The organism is Acinetobacter sp. YZS-X1-1 (assembly GCF_000804305.1).
Taxonomy (GTDB): Bacteria; Pseudomonadota; Gammaproteobacteria; order Pseudomonadales; family Moraxellaceae; genus Acinetobacter; species Acinetobacter variabilis.
Window position 1 is genome coordinate 25,872 of sequence record NZ_JWHB01000003.1, and the last position, 26,118, is coordinate 51,989.

The window sequence follows — 26,118 nt, forward strand, 5'->3', positions numbered from 1 at the left end:
AAATATGAAATTCCACAGGATCGAATTCACCAATCTATGACCTTTAAGTCACTCCTGGCTTACATCGACATATGGTCCATTATTTTTTAGAAATAGTCAGGTTCTGCATTGGTAAAAAAGTGGCTCCACAACTGGCTTTATCTCCAGCAATGATTACAGCCCTGCCTTTGACTATTGTAGATAAATCACTAGCAATAGCTGTCACGGTAGTTTGGCACTTGGGACAGTAATGCTTCATGCCATTCAGATGCACCGCCATGCCATTAATTAAAAAAGAGTTTTCACATTCAGTGACCATACCGCCATGGCTGGTTTTCGCGCCAATAGTGATCAATGCTTTGGACATGATATTTTATTTCTTATTCTTAGAGGTGCTGATTTTAAACAATACAGAAAATATCAGCTAGCACAGCCCGACCAAAAGCTCAATCATGACTTTAATTCCAGCCATAAAAAAGCAGCCCGAAAGCTGCTTTCATAATTCATTAGATCTTATGGCTTAACCACGACCATTACTTGAATCGCTTCAGGTGTTACAGATAAACCTTCTAACAAACTCAAGCCTTCTTTTTGCAGCTTCTGTAAACGTGCGATTTCATCTTCACGGATACTTGGGTTGAACTGTTTCAGGTAAGTCAGACGGTCAATTTCATACTGCCATTTATTGCCATACGCTTCTTTAGCCTGCTGCCTGAAGTTTGGCAATGCTGAACGAGCTAATTCCAATGCCTGTTGATAACGCGCTTCAATCACTTCACGGCGTGCTTTCACCACCTGACGGCAGCTATTGCCATCTAAATGATGTAGATATGGTTTCAGGATTTCAGGCGCAATCTTCTGAGACAGATCCTGACCTTTTTCACTCAGCAATACACGGATCAGCTGCTGTGGCAAGCTTGACGGTAAGTTCAGTGCTTTTGGTGCAACCACATCAACCTTGAACCACACTTCCATCAATACAGAACCTTGTGGCAATGCTGCAGACTTTAAGACCGCAACGTTGGTACTACCAAAGCCCTGAGTATTGATCATTTCCATCACGCTTTCAGTGAATGGATGCTCTAAAGTTAGATATTGAGCATCTTCACGGATCTGAGCCTGGTCACGATAGAAGGTGGCTGTCATACCCTCTTCATCCAGGGTCAAACCTTGTACCTGCATCTGATCCGTTGGCTTGATGATCACCGTACCATTGCTTTGCTCATCAAAGTCGATATTGGTCGATGCCATAAAACGCTTCATGAACATTGGCAAGGTGGTATTATCATCATAGTCTTCAAGCGCATTAACAATTTCCTGTGCCACGACGGGGCGGCAAGAATTGTACTCAAGCAGACGGTCACGACCTTCCTGCAACTCGGCTTCAAGCGCTTCACGTTGTACGCTAACTTCTTCCAGCAGATCTTCAAATTCCTGACCTTTATCTGCCAGCAAGCAATCTTTCAGGGCAACAATAAAGTTTTCTTGCAGCGTTTGCGCCGTTGGAGAAATGTTGCTGAAAATATTCAGCGCTTCGTTATACCAACGGAACATACGCTCCTGCGCAGTACCCACGAGATAAGGCACATGAATCTGGATACGGTTTTCCTGACCGATACGATCCAGACGACCAATACGCTGTTCCAAAACATCCGGATTGGCCGGTAAGTCAAACAGGATCAAGTCTGATGCAAACTGAAAGTTACGGCCTTCTGAACCGATTTCAGAACATAACAGAATCTGTGCACCATAAGATTCTTCAGCAAAATAAGCTGCTGCCTGGTCACGTTCCAAAAGACTCATGCCTTCATGGAACATGGCAGTACGGATACCTGCATGCAGACGTAATACATTTTCCAGTGCTTCAACCACTGGACCACTACGGGCAATCAGTAATACTTTTTTGTGTTTCAGATCAGTACGCAGCTTTTCCATCAACCACATTACACGCGGATCGGTTTCCATCCATGAGCCATCGAGTTGAGATTCTTCCGGCCACATTTGCTCACGCAATTTACCATCTTTAGACCAGTTTTCTGGCGCTGGCAATGGTGCTGGCTGACAGTCACGGCCCGGGAAGCCCTGAATTGCCTCACGTGTATTCCGGAACAGGATACGGCCCGTACCATGACGGTCTAGCAATTCATGAATCGCACGGAAACGTTGCTCTGGGGTATCTTCAATCGCATGACCAAGCAGGCTTTCAATCGCAGTGAAATGCTCTGCTTCAAGTGGCAGATCTGACATCAACACTTCAGCGATTTTAGCGGTATGCTGATACTGCTCTTCTTCATCCAGGAAACGGTCCAATGAACTGAAACGTTGCGGATCAAGTAAACGTAGACGTGCAAAGTGAGATTCTACACCGAGCTGTTCTGGTGTTGCAGTCAATAACAATACGCCCGGTGTTTTCTCTGCCAGCTCTTCGACCAGATCATAACGGTCATTGCCACCTTCTTCCTCAGACCACATCAGGTGATGCGCTTCATCGACAACCAACAGATCAAAGCCCGCTTCAATCGCCTGTTCGCGCAGATCTTCGTGATCCACCATCAAGTCCACAGAAGCAATAATGCGCTGCTCAGTCAGGAACGGATTTAGATCAGGATCATGCTCTTTAATCGAGGCAGTACGCGCCAGATCAAATAGAGAGAATTCAAGATTGAAACGACGACGCATCTCAATCATCCACTGATATTGCAGTGAATCTGGAACCAAGATCAGGATACGTTCAGAACGGCCAGTTTTAAGTTGCTGATGAATGATCAGACCAGCTTCAATGGTTTTACCCAAGCCAACTTCATCCGCCAGTAAAACACGCGGTGCAAAACGCTGACCGACTTCATGTGCGATATACAACTGGTGTGGAATCAGACCTACACGCGAACCGACTAAGCCACGCAATGGATTGGTTTGCATATTGGCTTGCATCAGCAAGGCTTCAATACGCAGGTCATACCACTCTTTATAGTCAATCTGGCTGGCCAGTAAACGGTCTAAAGGTTTAGACAACTGGATCGTTGCGCCTACACGGGTTTCATTTAAAGCTTTACGTTCTTCTGTGCCATCTTCAAGAGTACGGACCACGTGATAACGCACTACGCCATTGCGGTCTTCAACTGACTCAACGGTCCAGATCGTACCTTCCTGATCTTGCAGCTCGTCATTTGCATTAAATACGATACGAGATAAGGGTGCGTTACTGCGAGCATAGACGCGAGTTTCATCGCTTTTTGGGAATAAAATGCTGACCGATCGCTCATCAACATCAATGAGAACCCCTAAACCGAGTTCTGTTTCAGTATCTGATAACCAACGTTGACCAATAGCAAATTGCTGCAATTTTTCCACCTTTATCTTAAGTACAAGATTATGAATATCATGCTCAATCACGAAACGTCATTTGAGCAAAATTTCACACCTTCAAGCAATGTATTTTGACATAAAGCCCACTAAAAAGTGAGCATAATTCACGTCGATTAAACAAGTATTTCCTAGAATTCAGCCGGACAATTAAATTCAACTAACTCTTCTGTTTTAGGATGATAAAAACTTAAACGCTCAGCATGTAAGCATAGACGCGGACTAAGCTGTTGCTGCTCTGGCGTTGCATATAAGGTATCGCCAATAATCGGATGTCCGAGATATTGCATATGTACACGGAGTTGATGTGAACGACCGGTAATCGGGGTCAGTTTCACCCGGGTCACAGCTTGCCCCTGAATTTCAAAATGTTCGATGGCCTGCCATTCTGTAATAGCCGGCTTATTATGATTCGGTTCAGCAATATGCAGTGGTGGACGGCTTGGATCATAAATGACAGGCACATCAACTGTACCCTTGCCTTCTAATGTTCCAGCCACGATGGCCTGATAGGTTTTATCGGTTTGGCGTTCCTGGAACTGGCGGGAGATGGATTTTTGCCCTTCACGGCTTAAGGCAAATACTAAGATACCGGAAGTATCTCGATCCAGACGGTGGATCAGTAAAGTTTTAGGTTCTAATTTGATAAGGCGATTGATCAGGCAATCTTGTAAATCTTCTGTTTTACCGGGCACTGTGAGTAAGCCTGCAGGCTTATGGATGACCATAAAATCTTCATCACGATGTATCAGATGTTCGGTTAGAAAATTACTCAAAGTTCAATCCCACGCTGATCGCGAAAAACAAGGCGGCCATGATAGAAAGCTTGAGTGATAATTACAATGCGCATTTATGTAAATGGCGATGAAATTTCCGATTATTTTAAGAAAATTACCCAATTAGCGATTATCGACGTGCAAATTGCATTACAAAGCTCACTAAATCATGTAATGACGGGTGTTGCAGCACATCTTCATAACGTAGATCAGCACCATGCGCACGCCATGTGCCAACCAGACTCACTACCGCAACCGAGTCCAGTCCATACTGTTTTAAGTCAGCATAAGGATCAATTTCCAGCGCATCCATATCCAGCTGTTCAGCTACTGCTAACATGATGCCTTTGGTTGACAATACATATTCTGACGGCGCACTCAGGTTCCACAATCGGGTCAGACTATAGCTGTTCATATGATGCAAACCTTGTGCCGATATATTCTCAATCCACTGGATATGCTGTTCCTGACTAGGCATCAAAATTGCATCATTAATTATGCAAATTTGCTCTGTCACACTTTGCAGATGTGGCAGGATCTGTTTCAGCATCGGTGTAATCTGTCCGGCGAAAATCAGTTGTGAATGAGTTGAAGCATATTCTCCAAGTTGCTGCATACCTTGCATTAAATCATCGCCATACAAATCAACGATTGGAATATCGAGTGCTTTGGCTTTATTACTGATCTGGATCAGATGAGTTATCAGGTCGCTGTCTTGTATGCCCTGCTGCATACGCAAGTTTTGCAATCCGACTAAAACCAAAACAGATTCATTTGATGTAAGCTGCCATTTGGCTTGAGATGGCGCGAGTTGGATTTTTTTGGGCATGGGGTACAGCATGGGAAGCTCTTATAAATACAAAATAGCATGATGGTTCATGCTATTTTAGTTTAGCATCGATTTGAAAAACACTTTGATTTTACAGACGTTTATTGTTCTAATTTCGTATAACCACCATTATGTTAAATGGAGTTTTTTGCCATTCTTGAAGCTCGTTTATAAAGTTATGAAATACTTCCATAGGCTCTAATGGCGAATAATTTTCTAGTGCTAAATACAATTTATCATCATATGAAATGAGTAAATTATTCAATTTTTTGTCTTCTAAATATTTAGAAAATAAAATAATATTTTGAAAAAAAAGATAAATATCCTCTTTTGATCGAATAGAAATAATGCGACTAAGAACATACTTATTCAATAATTTATGGATTACATTGTTTCTCGTGTTTATATCAAGATCAGTGATATGTATGTTTTTAAAATACTCAATAACCTCTTGAGAATTAGCCAAAAAACATACTTCTAAAGCTAATTCATCTGAAGGATTACTTTCTAGAGTATTTAAGGCCCATTTTTGAATGTCTTCTGGGGATTTTAAATATAATTCTAATTCGACTTTAAATTGAACTTTATTGGCTTCACTCATATTTTTATTTAATTTTTCTAAAATTAACATAATACATATGTTCTATGATGAAAATCTCTTAATGTATCCTTATAAAATTCTAACAATTTGAGTAAATTTATGTGGGACATGGTCATCTATATTTCTATTTTTGATCATTGGCTTTCAGAAGTGGAAGCTGATCAATCTAATATCATGTGCTATAACATCGCATTAAAAAATAATAGTTTAGATGAATATTTAGATGGGGAAGAAAAATTCTTAAATTTTTATTCTCAAATTTTTGATGAGTATTCTTTTAAAAATAATAAAAAAATAGATTTTGATGAATATAAAACCACAGTCATACGAAGCCTAAGAGAACAACTATTAATGGATATTTATGTTCAAAATGGAAGAATAAGGCTACAAGGTGGGTTTGATAGGACTGATCAGCTATTTTTAGCTGATGCATCTTTGCTCCCAGAAATTATGAAAAAATTAGAAACGAATAAATTGCATGTTTTAGAGACAATGAATTATGAAGATTATTTAAAATTAACATAATACACCTTATACGAAATTATTTTGATTTCCTTTTTAAATCATAACTTTATTGTATATAGACAAGCTCTCTCATTAGCGATTGGGCTTTTTAGTTGATATTTCACGTTCCACGCTTCATGTTGGAACATCGTTGGATGATTTTATTAAATTGAGCTGATCAATTTCTATTTTGGATTAGCTTTGCTTAGCCAAAAACTTTTCAATCTCCTGCTGTGCAATCTCAGCATCTTGGAAAGACTTCACTCCAGAAACACCCATTGCACCTACGAGCTGACCTTGATACATAATCGGCTCACCACCTTCCAACATCCCAGAAAAAGTATCCATCGTCAGAAAGCCCATTTGACCGCCTTTGATAATATCTTCAAACAGCTTGGACGGACGGCGACTAATAGCAGAACATCTTGCTTTTTCCAGACACAGGTTTGCTGTCATCGGTGATGCACCATCCATACGCTTCATTGCCAGTAAATTACCAGTTTCATCAACCACAGCAATACTGACATTAAAGCCATTTTCTAACGCATATTCATAGGCCTGATTTAATAAAAACTCAGCATCGCTTAAAGTCAAATAATGTTTGGTTTTCATCAAGATTTTCCTAATTTTTAATATAAATCTCCCCCTAGCCCCCTCTTTTAAAAGAGGGGGAACTTAAATTTTAAGCTTAAGAATTCCCTCCTTTTCCAAAGGAGGGTTAGGGAGGATTTAAAACTTAAGCTTTCATTTCAGCAAAAGTTTCTTTAGCCGCCTGAATTGTGAATTCGATATCCTCATCACTATGCGCAGCTGAAATAAAGCCCGCTTCAAATGCAGATGGAGCCAGGTTCACACCACGACTTAACATGCCATGAAAGAATTTTTTGAAGGCTTCAACATCACATTTCAGCATTGAATCAAAGCTGGTGATGTCTTCCTGATCCGTGAAGTACAGGCCAAACATACCGCCCACTTGCTGGGTCTTGAATGGAATACCTGCTTCATCCGCAGCTGCCTGTAAACCTGCAAGAAGTTTTTCAAGCTGTGCAGTCAATTTTTCATAAAAACCTGGCTCACGCAGATGTTTAAACATCTCGATTCCGGCACGCATTGCTAGCGGGTTACCCGACAAGGTACCTGCCTGATACACGTTACCTAGTGGCGCGATACATTCCATCACTTCACGCTTACCGCCAAAAGCACCGACTGGCAACCCTGCACCAATAATTTTACCCAAAGTGGTTAAATCAGGAGTCACGCCATAATGTGCTTGAGCACCACCAAGACCCACGCGGAAGCCTGTCATCACTTCATCGATAATGAAGACTGAATCATGTTCGTCACAGACATCACGAATAGCTTGTAGAAAACCATCAATCGGTTTCACCAGATTCATGTTCCCTGCTACTGGCTCAACAATCACACCCGCAATTTCAGATCCAAACTTGGCAAAGCATTCTTTTAAAGTAGCGATGTCGTTATACGGAAGGGTTAAAGTATGTTTGGCAAAATCAGCAGGTACACCCGCTGAAGTTGCTTCACCTTCGCCTTTAGTTAGCAGGCCAGAACCTGCTTTTACCAGCAGCGAGTCAGAGTGACCGTGATAACAACCTTCAAATTTTACGATTTTGTCACGTCCGGTATAACCACGCGCCAAGCGGATCGCAGTCATCGTTGCTTCAGTACCGGAATTGGTCATGCGCACCAACTCAATCGACGGCATGATGTCGCAAATGATATCTGCCAGAGTCGTTTCATGCACGGTTGGTGCACCAAAGCTTAATCCATCTACTGCTGCATCTTGCACCGCTTTAATAATCTCAGGATGTGCATGACCCAGAATCATTGGACCCCATGAACCCACATAGTCCACATAGCGCTTGCCATCGACATCGTACAGATAAGCACCTTGGGCTTTCTCGATAAAGATAGGCGTACCACCCACGCCATTGAAGGCACGTACAGGTGAGTTGACGCCACCCGGAATATGTTTATTGGCTTGTTTAAATAGTTGTTCTTGCTTTGGAGATAAACTCATGAGAATCACTCAACTCAAAAATACAATAAGAAATAAAAATTAAGCTTGTTCAGCAAACAGTTCCGACCAATCATACACACGTTGACCAACAGTCGACATTGAGCGACCCAATACATCACTAATGACTGCACAAAGGTCGGCGCCGGCTTCAATGACTTCTTTGCCGTTTTCCACCGTCAAACCGCCAATAGCACAAATCGGTACATTTAATTTACTTTTGGCCTGTTTTAAGGTTTCCAGACCAATATTACCTGCTTCTGGCTTGGTATCAGTCGCATAGATCGCGCCAAAGGCCACATAATTAGCCCCATCAGCAATGGCTTGTTCAGCAAGCTCAAGTGAATTATTACAACTGCGGCCAATCAATACATTTTTGGGCAAACGTTCAACAGCTTCCTGAATTGAGCCATCATCCTGACCCAAATGCACGCCTACGCCATATTTTACTGCAGTTTCTAAATCGTCATTAATCACAAATGGAACTTTGTACTGTTCGCACATTTGTTTCATATATTCGATTTCGTAAGCCTGATCTTCTTTCGCTACTTTTTTACGACGATACTGAAGTACCGCAACTTCATAAGTCGCCATTGCACCTTCAAGTTTTGCCAAGAGAAGTTCAATAGGATCATCATTGGTAATTAAATACAAACCGCGCATGACTGCCGCCATTCAAAATACATACGCTATTATAGGCATAAATGGGCGAGTTTCCCCATCCTAAACACTGAATAATACCCAATTCAGGTATTAGATTATTATTTGTACTTTTTATACAGGTGATTGATCAATATCCCTATTTTCAGTGATAGGCGGCTGCGAGAATTTACGTTTTAATGGTTTTATAACAATAATGATAAAGTGTTAATGCTTACGCGCTCCGACAAACGCTTTTAGGATTTTGCAGATAACTTAGTGGAGAAGTTGCAAAATTCTGAAAGCGATTTTTTTATGTCCGAATTTTACAATTCCTGTTTATAAAATTGTTCGAATACCATTAGTCAAAAAACTCAAAGAAAACTTCAAAATACCCAATTTCAGGGATAGGTTTACACCCATTAAAGGATTTAAATAAGTTTGAACACAACAAATAAATAGAAAAGCAAAAGCTGTGTTTTATCTACCAGATCCTTTCTAGCTTTGGGTAAACCGTTAATGAGGAGACGTGTCAAAGCTAGAAAGGGTCGACCCATCTAAGCAAAAACCGACCATCTTATCTTTCGAACTTGCCTCATTCATCTCGTGAATATTTTCGAAATCATTCAGATAAATTAAAAATACGTCAATGCACATCTTTCTATTTTTTTAAATATAAAAAAAGCCCGGAGAAGGTCACTCCAGGCTTGGAAAACTGATTTATTCAGTGACTTATACTCTTTGATAAAATACTGAATAGGTAATAAAACAATTAATAGAATAATAACTCTACACTTGCAAGTGTTTTTATCGTTTTTATTGCAATACTTAAGCATAAATCCGATAAAACGTCATAAGCCCTAACTTGGAGTTTTGTCGTGCTTACGATCGACCAAGCTCAGGTTACCACGTAATACATCAGCAAACATACGCCAGTCTGAAATAAAACTGTAAAGCGGCTGTTTAAAGCTGGCCGGTTTATTCTTTTCAAAAATGAAATGACCAATCCAGGCACAGGCATAACCTGAGAGTAGTCCATAGGCCACATATTTGGCTTTACGCTGACGAAGGGCTTTGCTAAAAAAATATAAACCGATACTGCTGCCTGCGACATGCAAGCGGCGACTCATGATATGGCGATGCTCAGTCAGATAAAACCGGTAAAATTCATGATAGTCACGAATCGGCATTTGTGAAGAAGTCAGTACTGCAATCTCATTGCTCGGCTGCACCTGTGCATTCATTATCATCATCCTAATCTTTTTTCTTCACCTTAGCGCATAATTTAGGCAATTAAAAGTACCTTTATTTTCATGCAATTCTGTACCTGAATTTGGCTTAGATATTGAATTGTCATGCTTTCAGCAAAAACTGGTGAATGAGATCAGCATGTTAATTTTTCCATTTCCATTTTTTTCAATCGGTCAAGTCTTACATCAGATTGGTTTTTCGTTACAATCAGCCGCTCAAAAGTCTAAAAAATATTTCCGTTTCATATCGGAATTTCATGCAAGCGAATAAAAATTCAATTTGTTTTTTAATATTTTTCAATAAATTGAATAGACAGGATGATTATCATGGTTGAAGTTGAACTCAAGTTCCAGATTCCCGCGGCACGCCGTACTGCCCTGCTTAAGGCACTTGATCCCAAGAAATCTCAACAGATCCAGCTTCAAGCCAAATACTATGATACTGCAGACCGTCAACTGGCCCAGCATGGAATTGCCCTACGTCAGCGATTAGAAGGCAGTCGTTGGGTTCAGACGTTAAAAGCGGCAGGTAAAAGCCACATTGAACGTTTCGAGCATAATCATGATCTAGGTGAATTAGAATATTCTCCTGAGCTGGACCTGAGTATTTACAAGCAGTCTGCTGAAGCGCAAACCTTGCTTAATCGTGCTTTAGGTGATCAGTTTGACCTGCTGCAACTGCAGTTTGAAACCGATATTGCCCGTACCTTGCGCGTGATTGAATATGAAAATACGTCAATCGAAGTCAGCTTGGATATCGGCTGTATTCGCACGCCTCATGCTGAACAGGAAGTGCATGAGGTTGAATTCGAGTTAAAGCATGGCTCAATTCAGGATTTGCTGGCCTTTAGTTTTGAATGGGTCAAAAAATATCAGCTGTGGCTGGATGTACGTAGTAAGGCTGAAATTGGGAATTTGTTAGCAACTAATCAGAGCGTGAGTCCCGCTACTTTTGCCAAAGAATTCCAGATCAGCAAAAAAGATAGTGCGGGTAAAAACCTGTGTCATCTGGTGGCCCAGCAAATGCAGCATCTATTGCCCAATATCGCGGCAATCTCCGCGCAAGTGGCAGAACAGCAACATATTGATCAGGCACAACAGGCCTTAGATCATCTCTATCTGACCCTACTTTTGTTTAAAGATTGGCATCCTCAAGTTTCAGACAAATGGGCGCATCAGCTTGCCGCATTTAAACACCAGTTTGAACATCTGCAACATTTACAGCACATGCAAAACACTCTGGCTGGTTTCCTGCAAAATCCTACAACCGCAGAGAACCTGACTAAAGATATCCTTTATGCCAAAGAGAAGCTGGGCAATCTGGTGAAGTCCACCCAGAATGTGCATCACTATCTGGAATTGCTGGTCTTTAGCTTAAGTACAGATGAAGCTAAGTCGCAGGAATTGAAATCTGCAGCGCAAACTACCTTGCAGCAACAATACAAAGTCTTGCAAGAACAGATGAACCAGACTGATATTACCAATTTTGAAAGTCTGGATCAGCTAGCAATTCGCATTCAGGAATTAAAATTCAGCTTCCCGATTTTGACCACAATTTATGATGTCAAAAACCTGCAAAAATACAGCAAGGCTTTAAATGATGCACAGCAGGCAGCTAATGAATATCAGACGCTAGCCTCTTCTGCAGTCTATATTCAACAGACCGAGCTGGAAGCCAGTGACTGGTTTGTGCTGGGTTGGTTGACCGCAAAACAGGAAGTCTATGCACAAAAATTACTGGAAGCGACAGAACAGTTTCTGGTCAGCCGCAAATTCCTTAAATAAGTATTTAACTGACTTTCAAAGCACGCTACGGCGTGCTTTTTTTGTTGCACAAGCACATCACAACACTTTCGTTGTTTGGTCTATATTGATTGTTATGAGCTTCATCGAGAAGGAATGGCCCGATGGCAGAAATCGAACTCAAATTCCAGATTCCGCAAAGTATACGTCACCAATTCGAACAAGATTTTCAGCAGTACGGGCCGACTCGACATCATTTATGTGCCAAATACTTTGATACTGCCGATCAGCAGTTACAGCAGCACAAAATTGCACTCCGGCAGCGTCTGGAAGATCAGCAATGGTTTCAGACCTTAAAAGCACCGAGCCAGCATCAGTTTGAACGCTTTGAACTAGAAGAAGCATTGGATACTGCACCGGATAGGTGTGATTTAAAAGTTTATAGCAAGCATAAACAAGCTCGGAAGATTCTAAAACAGGCACTTCACACCCTAGATACGACTCTGTCTCTACAATTTGAAACTGATGTAGAGAGGGATCTTTGGGTTAAAGATTACCGAGGAAGTCAGATTGAAATTGCACTAGATAGAGGTGAGATTCGTTCTAAGAGCCAAACTTTGGATATTTATGAAGTCGAATTTGAGCTTAAAAGTGGCAGACTTAGTGACCTAATTGATTTTGTTAAACCTTGGATTCAACGCTATCAGTTATGGCTGGATGTACGCAGCAAATCTGAACGTGGTTATGCCCTGTTGAATAATAAAACTGATCTTCCGGTCCAGCATCAGACAACCTTAGAGCTCGCAGCTAAAGACGATATTCATCATATCTTGCAAAAAATTATCAGCAACTGTCTGACTCACTTGTTTCCTAATGCGACGGCGATTGCGCTAGAGAATTACAATAGTGACCATGTGCACCAGGCCCGCGTCGCTATCCGGCGTTTACGCAGTGCCTTAAAAATCTTCCAGCCCTATCATCAGGATTTGCCAGAGGAATGGCAGGATCAGTTACGAAATATCTTCCAGCAATTGGGTTCTACCCGGGATCGCGATGCTTTGGCTGAAAGTCTGCTTCCTCAGCTAGAAGCGGCAGGTTCACCAGTATTGCAATTACCTCCAGCCCAACAGGATCAGACAGATATTAGCCAATTATTCAAAGAGTCCACCACGATGGAGCTGATACTGGAGCTATTACGTTTTAGTCAGGATCAGAGTGAAAAACAGCAAAAGTCCTCCCATAAAATCCTGTGTAAAGGACTGAGTAAACTGCACCAGAAAGTCTGTGCAGATGCAGAGAGTTATCAGGAACTGGATATTGAATCGCGCCATCGCACCCGCAAGCGGGTTAAACGCTTGCGTTATAATGTGGAATTTCTGCAAAGTCTGTTTCCTGAAAAGGAAGTTAAAAGATATCTGAAAGCGCTAAAACCCTTACAGGAAACTTTGGGTCATTATAATGACCTGTTTGTCGCAGAAAGCCTGTATAGACCTTATGCCAAAAAACACTCCAAGGCATGGTTTGTCATCGGGTGGCTTACTGCAGAACAGCAGCATCTGTCGAAACAGGCTGCCGAGCAGTTACAGAAATTTTCTCACACCAAACCATTCTGGCAATAGATAAATAGGCAAAATCGCTCTAGCGATATTTGCCGTACACTTTCCAGGTATTGTTATCGGCTAATGGATCGCTATAACTATCGCTGCGCTGCTTACGCGGCTTATCACGGGCATCAACCAGCTCAAAATGTGGTTCAACACTCAGGACGATTCCATTCACATAAAATCGAGTCCGAGTGTATTCACTTTGACCATGCTGGAACACATAAGTACGCAGATCTACAAATTCACGATGTGCCACCAAAGCCGCCGTCTCATCACTGTCTAGCCAGCGTTGCATGGCCTGAATCTGTTCCGGTTCAAATTGTCCACATTTTTCAATCAGGCTGGCAATACCACGAAAGGTCTTGGATTCTTTAGCACGGGTTTTATTAATCCGGATGCGGTCTACATGAAAATAGAATAAAGGCAAATTCAAATGACTTGGCAAATGAATCGCATCCAGGACTTCATCTTCCATAAAAGGCTGAAACAGATCCTGTGCCCTTTCAATCAGACCCAGCCATTGCTTGTAATATTCTTCGACCTGCGACTTGGTGCCATAATAAATTGGCAATCCTTCAACATTAGCCAGATTTGCCGGTGGCCAGATATTCTGGCGCAATAAGGCAATATCACTTTTCAGGCTCTGTACCGCAATTGCATCTTGCATGAGATTCACATTTTTATTGCTTAGGCTATTTTTAGATTAAGGCAAAGGTTTAGTTTCTGCAAGGCTTTGCCTATAATTAGTGATTAAGATTTTATTATCAGGAAAAATTCATGGTTCAAAAGATTGAAGCAACCGATGTAACCGAAGAAGAAGCGTTAAATGCTGCATTCTTTGAACGTGCTGATGAATTTATTAAACAGGCCAACGAATTTAGCCGTATAGAAAAAGGCTCTCAGGAAAACCCGGCAGAAAAACGTGGTCAAGTCAGCGCCGCAATGCTGTTTGGTACTGCCCGCTTTAATACTTGGGTCGCTGCCAACAATTTCAAAGATGGCAACGAGATGCGCGACGCTAAAGATCAGGTCATGTCTTATATCTTGCAGCAATTTCAGATGATGCTGGAAGATAACTACGATGAATACTGTGAGCAGTTTGAGAACTATTTACGTTTCCGTCGTAATGAAGAGTTTCATGCCAACAAGCATCAACACGACCACGATCATTAATGAAAGCCCTACGGGGCTTTTTTTAAATCTTTGATTTTTAATTTGACTTTAATACTGGATTCATCCTATAAAAAATGAATAAAAATTAAACGATGACCAAAAATATCATGCAACAACTGCCCTTTCCGATTATAGATCCGCATATTCATCAATGGGACCCTTATACCACACCGCATGCCGCAGCCTCAGCCGTAAAATTATTTGGCAAACATCCCAAACTGCTGAACAAAATGGTGCGACTGATCAAGCCCAAAGCGGTGATCGATACCATTGGTCTGACCGAACATCTGACCGCGCCTTACCTACCTGAAAATTATAAACGTGACATCGGTCATTATCAGGTGGAACAGATTGTTCATATAGAAGCAAGCTGGCATGAGCATAAAGGTACTGGCGTGGTTAATGAAACCAGGTTTATTGCCGGGCTGCCTTTTGCTGAACAGAATATTCAGCTAGGCGGCATTGTGGCTACAGCTGATCTTCGTCAAAAAAACTTTAAACAGCTGCTGCAATTACATCAGGAAGTTTCGCCTAAATTACGTGGTATTCGTAAAATGGCATCGTTCCATGCCGATAAAGGCATTCATGCCTGGACCGATGAACCGCATTTATACTGCAATAAGAAATTTCTGAAAGGATTTGAGGAATTAGCCAAAGCCAATTTAAGTTTTGATGCCTGGGTTTATTCTACCCAAATTTCTGATGTGGCCCATCTGGCCAAAACATTTCCTGAAACGCCGATTGTGCTGGATCACTTGGGCACACCTGCCGGCATCTTTGGGAAAGTCGGTAAAGCAACAGGACAAACAGCACAGCAGCGAGACTATATTTTTCAGACCTGGAAAGAAGACCTGGCTGAACTGGCAAAATGCCCGAGTGTATATAGCAAAATCTCCGGTCTGTTTATGCCTGTACTCGGTCACCGTTTTCATTTAGATCGAAAACTGGCAAAAAAAGATGAACTGATTCAGCTCGCGACTCCGCTAATCCAACATGCCTTACAATGTTTCTGTAAAGATCGCATCATGTTTGCTTCTAATTTCCCGATGGATCGTGTCAGCACAGATCTGGTCACCATCATTGATGCCTTTAGCGATATTGTGCAGAACTATGACGAACATGCTGTAAAGCCGGTTTTTTATGAGAATGCGAAACGCTTTTATCGCTTATAGAAGTCTTATTGGGTAAAACTGAATCAACAAGTAGATTAAAATTTTTCATGGTCATAGATACGCGGAAACGTCATCCGCAATTGTTTGAGGCAGGACTACATCGTAAGAAGATGGCTTCTATAATAAATTTATTTCGTGAAGGTGGTGGACGAGTTTTGCAAATGACAAATGGTTTTGGCTACTTTTGCCGAAACAAAAGTAGCCATATAGACATCTAAACACTGATTCAAAATGAAAAGATACCGTCATTGGCTTATAAAAATTATGGAGTTTATTTCACCGCTTTCCCATACTGATCCGCCATGACTTCAACCAGTTGATCCGGTTTAACATATTTTTTGATAACGGCATCGACATCTGCCTTGGTCAGCTTGGCAATGGCCTGATCGCGTTTTTCCCGATAGATCAGATTGCGATCTTTTTCCAGTTGTGGAATCAGCATGCTGTGAATACGGCGATCATCTTCCAGTGCAGTGACGCGCTGTTTCAAAATCGTGGCTTTCGCTGCTTCAACTTCCTGCTCGGTTACTCCTTTGGCCAAAAGTTCATTCAATACCTTATGCACAGCTTGGGACACCTGTGCTGATCGGCCAGGCGTATAATTCGCCTGAATGCCTAATGCACCTGAGTCAATCCATTCATCATACTGAGCATTGGCACTGAAACCATAAACCAGCGCATTTTTCTCACGCAGTTCCTGTGCTAAACGTGAAGACAACTGTGAATCACCTAGAATGTGTCGGAATACCAGCATGGCAGGCAAATCTACATGTTCTGCACCGACAGGAAATGTCATGACAGCCTGATAATGACCGAACTCACGCTGTTCAGACAACGCATGGATTTTCTGTGCCGGATAAACTGTATATTGACCACTTAAGCGCTCATAAGGCTGCTTAGCTTTCCAGCTCGCAAAGTTATTTTTGAGGACTTTACTTACGGACTTCGGATTAAATTCCCCGGTCACTGCGATCTGGGCATAATGCGTATTAAAGAACTGCTGATATAAAGCTACGACCTGTTCACGAGTAGCAGCTTGAATCTGTTTTTTCGCCAGTTCAGGTTCAAAATGATAGCGAAGGTCACCCGGCTGATAAATCTCGGTCGCGCGAGACATGGTCAGGCCTGCCACCATATTGGGCTCAGTATAAGGACGGTCTAACGCAGATAGGCTTTGTCCTTTAATCAGGTCAAACTGACTCTGCTCAAAGGCCGGTTTATTGAGTACATCCAGCACATACTGGAAAAATTCTTCAAACTTCTCTTTTTTGGCACTGATCTGAATGCTCATACCATTTTCAGAGGAACTGGCCGTGGCTGAACCACCGGACTCAATAATTTTATCGGCAATCTGTTGCAAGCTTTGGGTTTCAGAAGAACGCAGCAGTAAGTAAGCTGTCAGATCCAGAATCTCGCCTTTATTGAACAAACTTTGTGCCGTACCAAAATTAAGTGCAATAGTGGCATAAACTTTGTCATCCTGAGTCTGGGTCGGGAATAAAGCGTATTTAATGCCATTCTTCAGTTTGCCACGCTGAATCTGTTTGTCCTTGGCCTGCAAATATTGCTTGGACTGCGCCACATACTGCTTTACTTCTGCCTGATAGACACTGACATCTTTCAGCGGTTCTGCTGCTTCAGCCTGCTGGTCCAGAGTTTGAGCTGGCACTTCAGTCTGGGTCAGCTCCTGTGCTTTTTTCTGATCTTCTGGTGTCGGCAAGATATTGCCAGAAATACGATATTCTGGCTTAAAGAATGCCTTATACACCTGATTGATCTGATTGACATCCAGCTTTTCTATGGCTTGCAGATCTTTAAAATACTGGCTCCAGTCACCTGAATAAGCCACTACATATTCACTTAAACGCGAACCTAAAGCGGTTGCGCTATTTTTAATATTGTCCGCCTGGTTTCGGGTTAGACTTTTAGCCCTGTTTAATTCGGTTTCGTTAAATGGCTGGCTCTGCTCTACACCCTGAATCAGGCCCTGCTCAACATGCTTGACTTGATGATTTGGCGCATAGATGGCACCCATAAACACCAGATTAAAATCTTTATCCAGCCAGGTCATAGACTGCACTGTAGTGGTCTTACCCGTCTCGACCAGACTTTGATACAGGTGTCCGCTAGGTTGCAAGGTATATAAGATTGGAGACATGGCCAGCGTGGTTTTAATACTTTCTTCTGACTGGTTCAGATAAATATTAAATTTGGCCAGATCACTACCCTTTTGCACGGTAAATTCACGCTGTTTGATCTGTTCAGGTTTTAGCGCAGGCACTTTTACCGCTTCAGGCACTTTGCGGGACTGGATCGGGCTGAAATGGGTATCAATCTGCTTCAGCACTTCTGCCTTATTAAATTTGCCTGAAATAATCATGAGGGCATTATTAGGTGCATACCAATGACGATAAAACTGGTTCAGCTCCTGCATCTTGATCGATTGCAGTTCGTTCAAATCGCCAATCGGTAATCGTCCCAGATATTGATTGCCATAAGCTGATTTAAATACCTGATCCATCAGCACGGAAAATGGCTGATCCAGACGGATTTCACGCTCACGCTTCACGATATCAATTTCAGTTGGCACATACTTTTCTTGCAGGACAAGCTTATCCATACGTTCAGCTTCAAGGAAAATTACTTCATTGACCGCAGTCTGCTCAGGACGAATCACATTGGTATATTTGGTTGAGTAATAGTCAGTACTGGCATTGGTCATTAAGGTATATTGATCCAGACGGCGCTGAAACTCATCTCCCTTTACATTTTCAGTGCCTTTAAATGCCAAATGTTCAAGCAGATGTGCCAGACCACCTTTGCCTTGCGGATCATTCAGTGAACCGGTCAGATAAACCGTATTCATAAACACTTTATTTTCTTTATCATTGGGCGCAAGAATAATTCTTAAGCCATTTTCCAGTCGATATTCTTCGATATTCTGTTCTGTTTTGACCAATACCGGCTGTGCAAAACTGGCCGCTGTCCAGCCAGATAATAAAATCGCCAAGCTTAAACGTTTAAAGCATATTTGCATTGTTCATCCAAATTTTTAAGTGTGAATTTTTATTTACAGTCACTCTGATCTTAGAGAAAAGTCTTTATTATGAATAGTCTATTTTATAAGAGGCCAAATAAAATACCGCGCAATTTCACGGTATTTTATTGAATATATTAATTAAATATAAAGTTCGGCCAGCATAAACAGTTTGGCATAACCAGAAATTTCAATGCGGTCTTGTTCTTTTAATGCGCAATATAATACACCACCACGCTGAGAGGCCTGATAAGCCACCAGTTCAGTTTTATTTAATTTCTCCGCCCAGATCGGTGCAATCCCGGTATGAATTGAACCGGTGACCGGATCTTCATTAATCCCGTTACTTGGTGCAAAATAACGTGATATACAATCATATTGAGTATCGCCAGCGGTAATCGCGACATCCAGTAATGGACCCACCGCTGTAATCGCGGTTCTTTTTCCATTCAGCTGCTTCAGCAATTCAATATTGGGTTGCTCATCCAGCACATCCTGCACTGATTCATATTCAATAATATAACCTTGTGTATTCAGATAAACATTTTTAAAAGGCTTCGTCAGCGCCTGTCTTAAGGCTTCCGGATATTCTGTAATGAGTTCAGGCTGACGGATTGGGAAATTCATCCGGATTTTGCCATCTTCATCCTGGCGTACTGTAAAAATACCTAAATCTTTGACATGAAAATAAATGGTTTTTGCAGAGCTAAAATCCTTGAACAGTACAAAGCTACTGGCCAATGTGGCATGTCCGCAAAAATCCACTTCCTTGGTCGGTGTAAACCAGCGAATTTCATAATTTTCTGCATCCAGCACTTTGACAAAAGCGGTCTCAGACAGATTATTTTCCAGGGCAATATTCTGCATCAGGTGATCATCCAGCCAAGCATCCTGCACGATGACTGCAGCAGGATTTCCCTTAAATAGAGCCGTCGTAAAAGCATCCACCTGGTACATTTTCATTTTCTTTACTCCTGTATGTAGGTGTTTAGTTTAAAAGCTTTTTTCCAGAAGGGGAATTTTATATGCTGTGGATCAGATGATTTATTTTTCTCCCTTTTCACTCATTAAGGTTCTTTATGAACAATTCACATATTCAAACTGTACCTTTAGAAAAAGCCTATCGCCTGATTACGCACGGCCCAACAGTACTGGTGTCTGCCAATGATGGGCAAGACACTGATGTCATGACCGCTGCCTGGGCATGTGCACTCGAATTCAGTCCAGCAAAAGTCACCGTAGTGCTGGATAAAAGCACCAAGACCCGAAAAATAATTGAAAATTCTGGCAACTTTGCACTGCAGATTCCCACCCTCAAACAGCTGGAAATGGTCTATAGCCTGGGAACATTGAGTCTGTACAATGACCCAGACAAACTGGAGCAGTCCGGTGTGCAGTTATTCAAATTCGCAGATCAAGAGATCCCAGTTGTAGAAGGTTGTGCCGCCTGGATTTTATGTGAGCTGATTTCCGAGCCACATAACCAGCAGACCCATGACCTGTTTATTGGTAAGGTCATTGCGGCTTATGCCGATGATCGGGTGTTCCGTAATGGGCACTGGTACTATCATGAAGTCAGCGAAGAATGGAAAAGTATTCATCATGTCGCCGGTGGCCACTTCTATACCATTGGCGAAGCCGTCACAGTCAAAGATGCAGAATAAATGACTGATCTTTTTAAACAAATCATATAAAAAATTCTTGTAAACAGGCAGCTTTGACCACAGTCAGATTGCCTGAATTTATGCTACTTTATCCATAATATCTGTTTGGTCTGATGTCTTATGATGCCGTTTAAAATCCACTGTATTGATGTCAAAAACTCATTACAAAATTATATCTGGTTACTTGAACATACACCGACGCATCAGGTCGCGGTCATTGACCCCACTGAAGCTGAGCTAGTTAAGGATTACTGCGCCGAACACGGGCTTGAGCTGAGTCAGATCTGGCTCACCCACTGGCATAAAGATCATATCGCTGGTGTTCCAGATTTAATTCAAAAGCAATCATTACCGGTATATGGCCCAAAAGCTGAGCTGGAAAAAATTCCGTTTATTAACCATCCACTTGAACATAACGACCAGTTCAGTTTTCATGGTGTTGAGGTACAGATTATCGCCGTACCGGGGCATACCCTAGGCCATATCGTGTATTTCCTGGATGCTATTGATGTGCTGTTCTGTGGCGATACCCTGTTTGCCATGGGCTGTGGACGGATATTTGAAGGTACTTATCAGCAGATGTACCACTCTCTGGCTCGCCTGGCTGCCCTACCGCCACGTACCCAGGTTTATTGCACGCATGAATACACCTTGTCGAATGCACAGTTTGCCAAACATGTAGAACCGGATAATCCAGCAATTCTGGAACGTTTCGAACAGGTTGAGCGTATGCGCATGCTTGGGCAATGCACCTTACCCAGTACTATTGCAGCAGAACTGGAAACCAATCCTTTTTTACGCGCAGACAGTGTCGAAGAGTTTCAACGTTTACGCGTGATGAAAGACTCGTTTTAAACTATAGCTGCTTAGAGCTTAGAGCAGCTGATGCTTCTGAGCATAGTCATCCAGTTCTTGCTGGGTGACCACTCGTACCGCATTCATTTCATCAATCCTGACCAGCAATAATCCACCCAAAGCAGGTTGATAACGACGCGCACTACCGAATGGCGTATACGCCACCTTGGACTGTACCGAAAAATCCAGCCAGTCTTCATGACCCAGCATCACAGCAACCGGCTCCTGCCTTTGTTGCTGCATAAGTTCAATTTGCTGTTTGACGTACTGTTCAATATTTAATTCAGTCATCATCAATCTTATTTAAATTATATCCATGACAGTATAAAGGGCTGAGCCTAACACCATGATCTGAATACTCGGAAACTTTACTAGATTGTATATTTTTTCAGCCTTATTCAAACTCTAAAACTTCAAACCACGCTAATTCCTAATTTAAAATGAATAATATATAAACAATTATTGATTTAAATATTTGAATATTAATAACTATTCAAAAAATTATTTAGGCTTAAAATTAAAATATTTAGTTACAACATCTTGAAAATAATAAAAAACATAGACTTAGATGAAAAACCTTATATTTCGTCTATATTATCTTGTTCATTAAATCCACAAATTCAATTAAATTAATTTAAATAAGGGTATTTGCCCTTTAAAACGAAAATTCTCACCCTTATCTATGATTTAACTGATGAAGGAGTTATCTCGTGAAAAAAGTGGTTAAAGCAAAAAACGTTCTCGCATTTAGACTTTGGTTAGAAAAATTGGGGTATTCGGTTCGCACCCTGGCAGATAATCGTGGTTTTAGTTTCAGTTTTAAAAAAGAATATGGTCTGGTGACCTGCGATCTTTCAGGTAATGCATTGGCCATGCAGCTGGGTGAGGAGTTTGAAGATCATCTGAAAGCTTAAATTTAATTAATCAATGCACTCATGATTTACCCTTTTATTTGAGTAAAATTCTATTATTCCTATAATCAGCCCATTTCGATGGGCTTTTTTTCGTTTATAAAATTTCAGGCAAAAAAAAACAAGGCATCAACCTTGTCTCTTTTGATGGTGGGGACGGAGAGACTCGAACTCTCACACCTCGCGGCGCTGGAACCTAAATCCAGTGCGTCTACCAATTTCGCCACGTCCCCATCAGGGTACCAACTTTGTGTTGGACTTTTTTTCAAACTTTGGCAGAGGATCAAGGATTCGAACCTTGACGAACGGTTTTGGAGACCGTCATGCTACCATTACACCAATCCTCTACTCGGCCATTTTACTCAATCTCTTAAGTAAATTGGTGGGGACGGAGAGACTCGAACTCTCACACCTTGCGGCGCTGGAACCTAAATCCAGTGCGTCTACCAATTTCGCCACGTCCCCGATGGCTGTGTATACTATAGGGATCAATTTCACCTGACAAGCTCTTTTTGAGAAAAAACCACTCGTTTGATTAAATAAAAAACAATATCCAATTTATTGTATTTTTCTCATGCAATTTCAGTAAGTAAGGCCTGTTTTACGGCTTTGAAATCAGACAATCTATCCTGTGAGTGCTTTCGAAGCATATTTTGTAGCAGGCTTTGCAAAGCTTGATATTGTGCAGGGAGCTCAGGTTTAAAATGCTGACAATGCAATAATGCCCAATCTTGATAATCTGTCGCTTCTAAACGTTGCCCTGTAAGCCACTCATAAAAAATGATACCCAGCGCATAAACTTCGCTCTGTAGCGACTTGGCTTGCCCTTGGAACAATTCGGGCGCCATATAACGAGGCGTTGCGTTCATTGCTTGGCTGGTAGTGTTGAGGGGCTGCACCTGCTCAAAATCAATCAAACAAACCCGATTCTGATAAATGACAAAATGCTCTCGTTTGAGATCAGCATGCAGATACCCGAGTTCTTGTAAGCTTATCAACGTTTCTAATGCCCGTAGTATATGCTGACGGACTTCTTGAATTGAAAACAGCTTAGGGCATACCTCAAAATGTGCTGGTGCATCAGGCAGGATCAAAGCCAGTTTGAAAGATTCATCTCCAATCTGAAACGGCTTTCGAATAGTTTGATGCGGAAGCATGAAAGTCCGCCCTTCTTGCTCACCATAAGCTTCATAAAAATCCAATTCATGACTTAAGCCAGTCTGGGCATAGTGAGAAATAGCCGTTGAATCCAGATTCTGGGTTTTTAACCACAATGCTGACCCGGTCTCAGGATTAAATTCTAGATAATAAAGACGGCGACCAAAACCCAGACTTCGGGCTTTGGTCTTAAGCTGAAAATCAAGCTGATGCAGTTTGGCGGGGTTAAGTAACAATATATTCCTGCTTGGCATCTGGAGCATGCTGGTAATTTAGCAGTTCCAGACAATGCTGAATAGTTTTACCTACCCGCTCCTGAGTTTCGATCAGAGAGATTTTTGGCCAGGTCGCCCGCTCACCTTCACGCTGCAACACCTTGAATAAATGCGGACGAGGATTTTGCAGCATATAGCTATAATGACGCAGGCTATATTTACCCACAATATTCACATCGCCATAGTAACGCTGATCCACCACGCCATAACCATGATCCAGCAAACGGCGGACTGGCGGCAAACTTCCCGCATGCTCACGGGCAAAATCCATAATCCCTTTGGTAAATACCACACTCTGACGGCGTACAATGCGTTTCGGCCAGCTTAATGTCCCTTTACGGAAGCGTGAAATATCATCCTGCATAAAAGGCACAATGTGTGGATTGGCCTGACTGGCAATGGTGTAATTGATATTGTACAGCCGCGCCATTTTCTCCTGCGGGAAATCGCTACGAACACTGCCATCTACCCAGCATGTTGCGCCCATATAAGGCGTATATTGCCCATCGTGGCGTTTACTGGTGAGACGTACCGGCGGGAACAAAATTGGCACAGCACAAGATGCCAGCACCGCACTCCAGACCAGTACATCTGGAGAGGTATAGGCATTCATGATCCGGGCATCCTGCGCTGCATCATAAGGTGCGACCGCAATATTAATATGTAGACCCGAAGTTTTTAATGCTTCTTCAAAGGTCATATCTCCCAAGTTTTCGATCAGGAATTTTTTCAGGTATTTAACATCCGCCAGACCACCATTACCCTTCAGTAATTCACTCATGGTACGGAAATGGAATGCTTCATGGAAAAAGTTATGACCTTTTAAAATATCCACATATTGTGCGGGTTTGGAGACGCCCAACATAGCGGTCATAATTGCACCAGCACTAGAACCCGACATCACTCGAGGTAACAGATCCTGTTCCATTAGCGCCTTACATACACCGGTATGAAATAAGCCGAGTGTTGCACCGCCCGAGAACATTAAAGCTGGCTGACCATAAGCACGTTGGCAGTGCTCAAAATATTCAATTTTCTCTTCAAGAGTCAGACAGGTACATTGTGCAGAAGCAATATAAGCCAAGCCCAGACTGACTTCTTCTACATAATCTTCAATAATTTTTTTAGTGCCGACATAAGTGACGGTAAACAATAAAGGATGGGAGATATTGGCAATATCGTAACTCAGCCCTTCACGCAGGATATACATCAGGTCGCGAGTGCGTTTCTGCTGACGGTAACGTCTTAATTTCCCCAGTCGATGCGCAATCACTTCGGCATCAAAATAAGGTGAACTATTATCCAATTTCCATTCTTGTGCCCCAGATTCTTCGTCGATCTTTAAGGCAATATATTTCCATTCTTCGTAAGTTTCAGCCTGCTGCAATTGCTGCTTCAGCTTTTTAATACGATAGGCCTGATGTGGATTGATATCCTGAGTAAAATCTTTAAACAGCATCTGCCCTCTTCCCTATCTATATTGTAATTTTCAGACATTCTGCAGCCATGAACAAAAAACAGGCATCCATTTTCTTTGTACTACAATAACGAAAATTCACCACTTTAGGCAAATTATCACACTTTCCAGACTTTGACTGTGAATTTTACAGTGATAGTATTCTAGCCATAATTGTAAATGTACTGCTCAAATCATGGCGAAAATTGATTTACCTGACAATATCTTAAATGCTCTTTCTACTGTTCTTCTCCAGCTCCAGCAAAGCCTGCCTGAATTAAAACAAAGTCCTGATTTTTCTGCTTATGCCTATAAATGGCAGGCTGGAGAACTCAAACCCATTCACCAGCTTAAACAGATTGAACTGGCAGATTTAAAAGGCATTGAGCGACAAAAAGAAAAAGTCATTCAGAATACTTTGCAGTTTCTAAAAGGATTACCTGCCAATGATGTCTTACTCACTGGCTCTCGCGGTACAGGCAAATCTTCGATCGTGCGTGCCTTGTTGACTGAATATGCAGATCAGGGTCTACGTTTGATTGAAATTGAACGTGATGATTTGTCAGATCTTCCACAAATTCAGCAACTGATCGCCGGTCGTCCGGAAAAGTTTATTGTCTATTGTGATGACTTGGCCTTCAATGCGGAAGATGAAAACTATCGCAGTCTAAAAAGTGTTTTAGATGGCTCATTACAGTCCGGTTCCAGTAATTTTGTGATCTATGCGACTAGTAACCGTCGTCATCTATTACCGGAATTCATGCATGAAAATACCCCGGTGACCAAAGTAGATGTACCGCAATATACAGAGTTACATCCACAGGAAGCCATTGAAGAGAAAATTTCCTTGTCGGATCGTTTTGGTTTATGGCTGTCGTTCTACCCAATGGATCAAAACCTGTATCTGGAAATCGTTGAGCATTATTTGAAAAAGGCAGATATGCAAATGACAGTTGAAGCCCGTGCTGAAGCATTGCGCTGGTGTCAGGCGCGTGGCCAACGCTCAGGCCGTGCAGCCTATCAGTTCTCTAAACACTGGATTGGTTCGCAGCAGTTAAATTCTCTGTAAATTTTTCCCCAAATAAAAAAAGCTC

General features: G+C 41.8%; 24 protein-coding genes and 3 tRNA genes. 9 read left to right on the plus strand and 18 right to left on the minus strand.

The genetic code is table 11. The features are described from left to right. Positions 1 to 79: 79 nt before the first annotated feature. The 5 genes from RJ01_RS02630 to RJ01_RS02650 all read right to left on the minus strand — a co-directional run bounded on the left by RJ01_RS02630 (position 80) and on the right by RJ01_RS02650 (position 5,578). Positions 80 to 346: a PAAR domain-containing protein gene (locus RJ01_RS02630; protein WP_004786323.1), complete on the minus strand. Its 267-nt coding sequence runs from the start codon at positions 344 to 346 to the stop codon at positions 80 to 82. A 146-nt stretch (positions 347 to 492) separates the two neighbouring features. Next, complete coding sequence (gene rapA / locus RJ01_RS02635; RefSeq protein WP_034170061.1) at positions 493 to 3,330, minus strand: RNA polymerase-associated protein RapA; 2,838 nt, start codon at positions 3,328 to 3,330, stop codon at positions 493 to 495. 143 nt (positions 3,331 to 3,473) lie between these two features. Continuing rightward, positions 3,474 to 4,070, minus strand: a complete 597-nt coding sequence (locus RJ01_RS02640; RefSeq protein WP_171065463.1) for an RluA family pseudouridine synthase — start codon at positions 4,068 to 4,070, stop codon at positions 3,474 to 3,476. A gap of 178 nt (positions 4,071 to 4,248) precedes the next feature. Beyond that, the gene (locus tag RJ01_RS02645; protein ID WP_034169974.1) at positions 4,249 to 4,959 is read right to left on the minus strand and encodes a phosphopantetheine-binding protein; all 711 of its coding nucleotides are present in this window, start codon (positions 4,957 to 4,959) and stop codon (positions 4,249 to 4,251) included. Between the two features lie 97 nt (positions 4,960 to 5,056). Then, positions 5,057 to 5,578 carry a hypothetical protein gene (locus RJ01_RS02650; protein WP_005235138.1) on the minus strand — a complete coding sequence of 174 codons (522 nt, stop codon included), beginning with the start codon at positions 5,576 to 5,578 and terminating at the stop codon, positions 5,057 to 5,059. A gap of 69 nt (positions 5,579 to 5,647) precedes the next feature. Here RJ01_RS02650 and RJ01_RS02655 point away from each other — a divergent pair, with 69 nt between their 5' ends. Next, positions 5,648 to 6,073, plus strand: a complete 426-nt coding sequence (locus RJ01_RS02655) for a hypothetical protein (RefSeq protein WP_005235136.1) — start codon at positions 5,648 to 5,650, stop codon at positions 6,071 to 6,073. Positions 6,074 to 6,247: 174 nt separating this feature from the next. On the opposite strand, the gene RJ01_RS02660 is transcribed toward RJ01_RS02655, so the two are convergent. The 4 genes from RJ01_RS02660 to RJ01_RS02675 form a co-directional block, all read right to left on the minus strand. Further along, positions 6,248 to 6,664, minus strand: a complete 417-nt coding sequence (locus tag RJ01_RS02660) for a heme-binding protein (protein WP_005235134.1) — start codon at positions 6,662 to 6,664, stop codon at positions 6,248 to 6,250. Between the two features lie 124 nt (positions 6,665 to 6,788). After that, the gene (gene hemL, locus RJ01_RS02665) at positions 6,789 to 8,090 is read right to left on the minus strand and encodes a glutamate-1-semialdehyde 2,1-aminomutase (RefSeq protein WP_005235133.1); all 1,302 of its coding nucleotides are present in this window, start codon (positions 8,088 to 8,090) and stop codon (positions 6,789 to 6,791) included. A 39-nt stretch (positions 8,091 to 8,129) separates the two neighbouring features. Next, the gene (gene thiE / locus RJ01_RS02670; RefSeq protein WP_004786336.1) at positions 8,130 to 8,750 is read right to left on the minus strand and encodes a thiamine phosphate synthase; all 621 of its coding nucleotides are present in this window, start codon (positions 8,748 to 8,750) and stop codon (positions 8,130 to 8,132) included. Between the two features lie 836 nt (positions 8,751 to 9,586). Then, the gene (locus RJ01_RS02675; protein WP_034169975.1) at positions 9,587 to 9,970 is read right to left on the minus strand and encodes a DUF962 domain-containing protein; all 384 of its coding nucleotides are present in this window, start codon (positions 9,968 to 9,970) and stop codon (positions 9,587 to 9,589) included. A 333-nt stretch (positions 9,971 to 10,303) separates the two neighbouring features. Here RJ01_RS02675 and RJ01_RS02680 point away from each other — a divergent pair, with 333 nt between their 5' ends. Then, complete coding sequence (locus RJ01_RS02680) at positions 10,304 to 11,761, plus strand: inorganic triphosphatase (RefSeq protein ID WP_034169976.1); 1,458 nt, start codon at positions 10,304 to 10,306, stop codon at positions 11,759 to 11,761. A gap of 122 nt (positions 11,762 to 11,883) precedes the next feature. Next, positions 11,884 to 13,338 carry a CYTH and CHAD domain-containing protein gene (locus RJ01_RS02685; RefSeq protein ID WP_034169977.1) on the plus strand — a complete coding sequence of 485 codons (1,455 nt, stop codon included), beginning with the start codon at positions 11,884 to 11,886 and terminating at the stop codon, positions 13,336 to 13,338. A 19-nt stretch (positions 13,339 to 13,357) separates the two neighbouring features. Here RJ01_RS02685 and RJ01_RS02690 read toward each other — a convergent pair whose 3' ends face one another. Beyond that, positions 13,358 to 13,990 (minus strand): hypothetical protein, encoded by a 633-nt coding sequence (locus tag RJ01_RS02690; RefSeq protein WP_004786345.1) that lies wholly within the window; start codon positions 13,988 to 13,990, stop codon positions 13,358 to 13,360. Positions 13,991 to 14,100: 110 nt separating this feature from the next. Between RJ01_RS02690 and RJ01_RS02695 the strand changes: the two genes are divergently transcribed. Then, positions 14,101 to 14,496, plus strand: coding sequence for a DUF3144 domain-containing protein (locus RJ01_RS02695; RefSeq protein ID WP_005235124.1), 396 nt, complete (start codon positions 14,101 to 14,103; stop codon positions 14,494 to 14,496). Between the two features lie 107 nt (positions 14,497 to 14,603). Next, a complete protein-coding gene (locus RJ01_RS02700) occupies positions 14,604 to 15,668 on the plus strand; it encodes an amidohydrolase (protein WP_034170063.1) in 1,065 nt (354 codons plus the stop codon). Between the two features lie 271 nt (positions 15,669 to 15,939). On the opposite strand, the gene RJ01_RS02705 is transcribed toward RJ01_RS02700, so the two are convergent. Next, positions 15,940 to 18,705, minus strand: a complete 2,766-nt coding sequence (locus RJ01_RS02705; RefSeq protein ID WP_034169978.1) for a pitrilysin family protein — start codon at positions 18,703 to 18,705, stop codon at positions 15,940 to 15,942. A 141-nt stretch (positions 18,706 to 18,846) separates the two neighbouring features. Continuing rightward, entirely contained in the window at positions 18,847 to 19,668 is an 822-nt protein-coding gene (locus RJ01_RS02710; RefSeq protein WP_005235119.1) for a PhzF family phenazine biosynthesis protein, read from the minus strand. A 116-nt stretch (positions 19,669 to 19,784) separates the two neighbouring features. On the opposite strand from RJ01_RS02710, the gene RJ01_RS02715 reads away from it, so the two are divergent. Continuing rightward, the gene (locus RJ01_RS02715; RefSeq protein ID WP_005235115.1) at positions 19,785 to 20,369 is read left to right on the plus strand and encodes a flavin reductase family protein; all 585 of its coding nucleotides are present in this window, start codon (positions 19,785 to 19,787) and stop codon (positions 20,367 to 20,369) included. 120 nt (positions 20,370 to 20,489) lie between these two features. Next, positions 20,490 to 21,224, plus strand: a complete 735-nt coding sequence (gene gloB / locus RJ01_RS02720; protein WP_034169979.1) for a hydroxyacylglutathione hydrolase — start codon at positions 20,490 to 20,492, stop codon at positions 21,222 to 21,224. Between the two features lie 18 nt (positions 21,225 to 21,242). Here the strand turns inward: gloB and RJ01_RS02725 are convergent, their stop codons facing one another. Further along, a complete protein-coding gene (locus RJ01_RS02725; RefSeq protein WP_034170064.1) occupies positions 21,243 to 21,515 on the minus strand; it encodes a hypothetical protein in 273 nt (90 codons plus the stop codon). 419 nt (positions 21,516 to 21,934) lie between these two features. On the opposite strand from RJ01_RS02725, the gene RJ01_RS02730 reads away from it, so the two are divergent. Continuing rightward, positions 21,935 to 22,138, plus strand: a complete 204-nt coding sequence (locus RJ01_RS02730; RefSeq protein WP_004786362.1) for a hypothetical protein — start codon at positions 21,935 to 21,937, stop codon at positions 22,136 to 22,138. Between the two features lie 145 nt (positions 22,139 to 22,283). Here RJ01_RS02730 and RJ01_RS02735 read toward each other — a convergent pair. The 5 genes from RJ01_RS02735 to RJ01_RS02755 form a co-directional block, all read right to left on the minus strand. Continuing rightward, a tRNA-Leu gene (locus tag RJ01_RS02735) sits at positions 22,284 to 22,368 on the minus strand. A 40-nt stretch (positions 22,369 to 22,408) separates the two neighbouring features. Then, positions 22,409 to 22,482, minus strand: a tRNA-Trp gene (locus tag RJ01_RS02740). Positions 22,483 to 22,515: 33 nt separating this feature from the next. Then, a tRNA-Leu gene (locus RJ01_RS02745) sits at positions 22,516 to 22,600 on the minus strand. A gap of 107 nt (positions 22,601 to 22,707) precedes the next feature. Continuing rightward, on the minus strand, positions 22,708 to 23,529 hold the full coding sequence (locus tag RJ01_RS02750; protein WP_005235111.1) for a protein kinase: 822 nt from the start codon (positions 23,527 to 23,529) through the stop codon (positions 22,708 to 22,710). After that, positions 23,519 to 25,027, minus strand: a complete 1,509-nt coding sequence (locus RJ01_RS02755; RefSeq protein WP_034169980.1) for a DUF3336 domain-containing protein — start codon at positions 25,025 to 25,027, stop codon at positions 23,519 to 23,521. The genes RJ01_RS02750 and RJ01_RS02755 overlap by 11 nt, the downstream gene beginning before the upstream one ends. Before the next feature lie 193 nt (positions 25,028 to 25,220). On the opposite strand from RJ01_RS02755, the gene RJ01_RS02760 reads away from it, so the two are divergent. Next, complete coding sequence (locus RJ01_RS02760) at positions 25,221 to 26,093, plus strand: ATP-binding protein (RefSeq protein ID WP_005235104.1); 873 nt, start codon at positions 25,221 to 25,223, stop codon at positions 26,091 to 26,093. Positions 26,094 to 26,118: the final 25 nt, after the last annotated feature.

What these genes read in the sequence shown, in the direction of transcription:
- RJ01_RS02700 (WP_034170063.1), top strand. Translation starts at nt 14,604, where the DNA reads ATGCAACAACTGCCCTTTCCGATTATAGATCCGCATATTCATCAATGG.
- gloB (WP_034169979.1), top strand. Translation starts at nt 20,490, where the DNA reads ATGATGCCGTTTAAAATCCACTGTATTGATGTCAAAAACTCATTACAA.
- RJ01_RS02725 (WP_034170064.1), bottom strand. Translation starts at nt 21,515, where the DNA reads ATGACTGAATTAAATATTGAACAGTACGTCAAACAGCAAATTGAACTT.
- RJ01_RS02755 (WP_034169980.1), bottom strand. Translation starts at nt 25,027, where the DNA reads ATGCTGTTTAAAGATTTTACTCAGGATATCAATCCACATCAGGCCTAT.
- RJ01_RS02710 (WP_005235119.1), bottom strand. Translation starts at nt 19,668, where the DNA reads ATGAAAATGTACCAGGTGGATGCTTTTACGACGGCTCTATTTAAGGGA.
- thiE (WP_004786336.1), bottom strand. Translation starts at nt 8,750, where the DNA reads ATGCGCGGTTTGTATTTAATTACCAATGATGATCCTATTGAACTTCTC.
- RJ01_RS02640 (WP_171065463.1), bottom strand. Translation starts at nt 4,070, where the DNA reads ATGGTCATCCATAAGCCTGCAGGCTTACTCACAGTGCCCGGTAAAACA.
- hemL (WP_005235133.1), bottom strand. Translation starts at nt 8,090, where the DNA reads ATGAGTTTATCTCCAAAGCAAGAACAACTATTTAAACAAGCCAATAAA.
- RJ01_RS02715 (WP_005235115.1), top strand. Translation starts at nt 19,785, where the DNA reads ATGAACAATTCACATATTCAAACTGTACCTTTAGAAAAAGCCTATCGC.
- RJ01_RS02680 (WP_034169976.1), top strand. Translation starts at nt 10,304, where the DNA reads ATGGTTGAAGTTGAACTCAAGTTCCAGATTCCCGCGGCACGCCGTACT.
- RJ01_RS02760 (WP_005235104.1), top strand. Translation starts at nt 25,221, where the DNA reads ATGGCGAAAATTGATTTACCTGACAATATCTTAAATGCTCTTTCTACT.
- RJ01_RS02675 (WP_034169975.1), bottom strand. Translation starts at nt 9,970, where the DNA reads ATGAATGCACAGGTGCAGCCGAGCAATGAGATTGCAGTACTGACTTCT.
- RJ01_RS02655 (WP_005235136.1), top strand. Translation starts at nt 5,648, where the DNA reads ATGTGGGACATGGTCATCTATATTTCTATTTTTGATCATTGGCTTTCA.
- RJ01_RS02695 (WP_005235124.1), top strand. Translation starts at nt 14,101, where the DNA reads ATGGTTCAAAAGATTGAAGCAACCGATGTAACCGAAGAAGAAGCGTTA.
- RJ01_RS02650 (WP_005235138.1), bottom strand. Translation starts at nt 5,578, where the DNA reads ATGTTAATTTTAGAAAAATTAAATAAAAATATGAGTGAAGCCAATAAA.
- RJ01_RS02630 (WP_004786323.1), bottom strand. Translation starts at nt 346, where the DNA reads ATGTCCAAAGCATTGATCACTATTGGCGCGAAAACCAGCCATGGCGGT.
- RJ01_RS02645 (WP_034169974.1), bottom strand. Translation starts at nt 4,959, where the DNA reads ATGCTGTACCCCATGCCCAAAAAAATCCAACTCGCGCCATCTCAAGCC.
- RJ01_RS02685 (WP_034169977.1), top strand. Translation starts at nt 11,884, where the DNA reads ATGGCAGAAATCGAACTCAAATTCCAGATTCCGCAAAGTATACGTCAC.
- RJ01_RS02690 (WP_004786345.1), bottom strand. Translation starts at nt 13,990, where the DNA reads ATGCAAGATGCAATTGCGGTACAGAGCCTGAAAAGTGATATTGCCTTA.
- RJ01_RS02705 (WP_034169978.1), bottom strand. Translation starts at nt 18,705, where the DNA reads ATGCAAATATGCTTTAAACGTTTAAGCTTGGCGATTTTATTATCTGGC.
- RJ01_RS02660 (WP_005235134.1), bottom strand. Translation starts at nt 6,664, where the DNA reads ATGAAAACCAAACATTATTTGACTTTAAGCGATGCTGAGTTTTTATTA.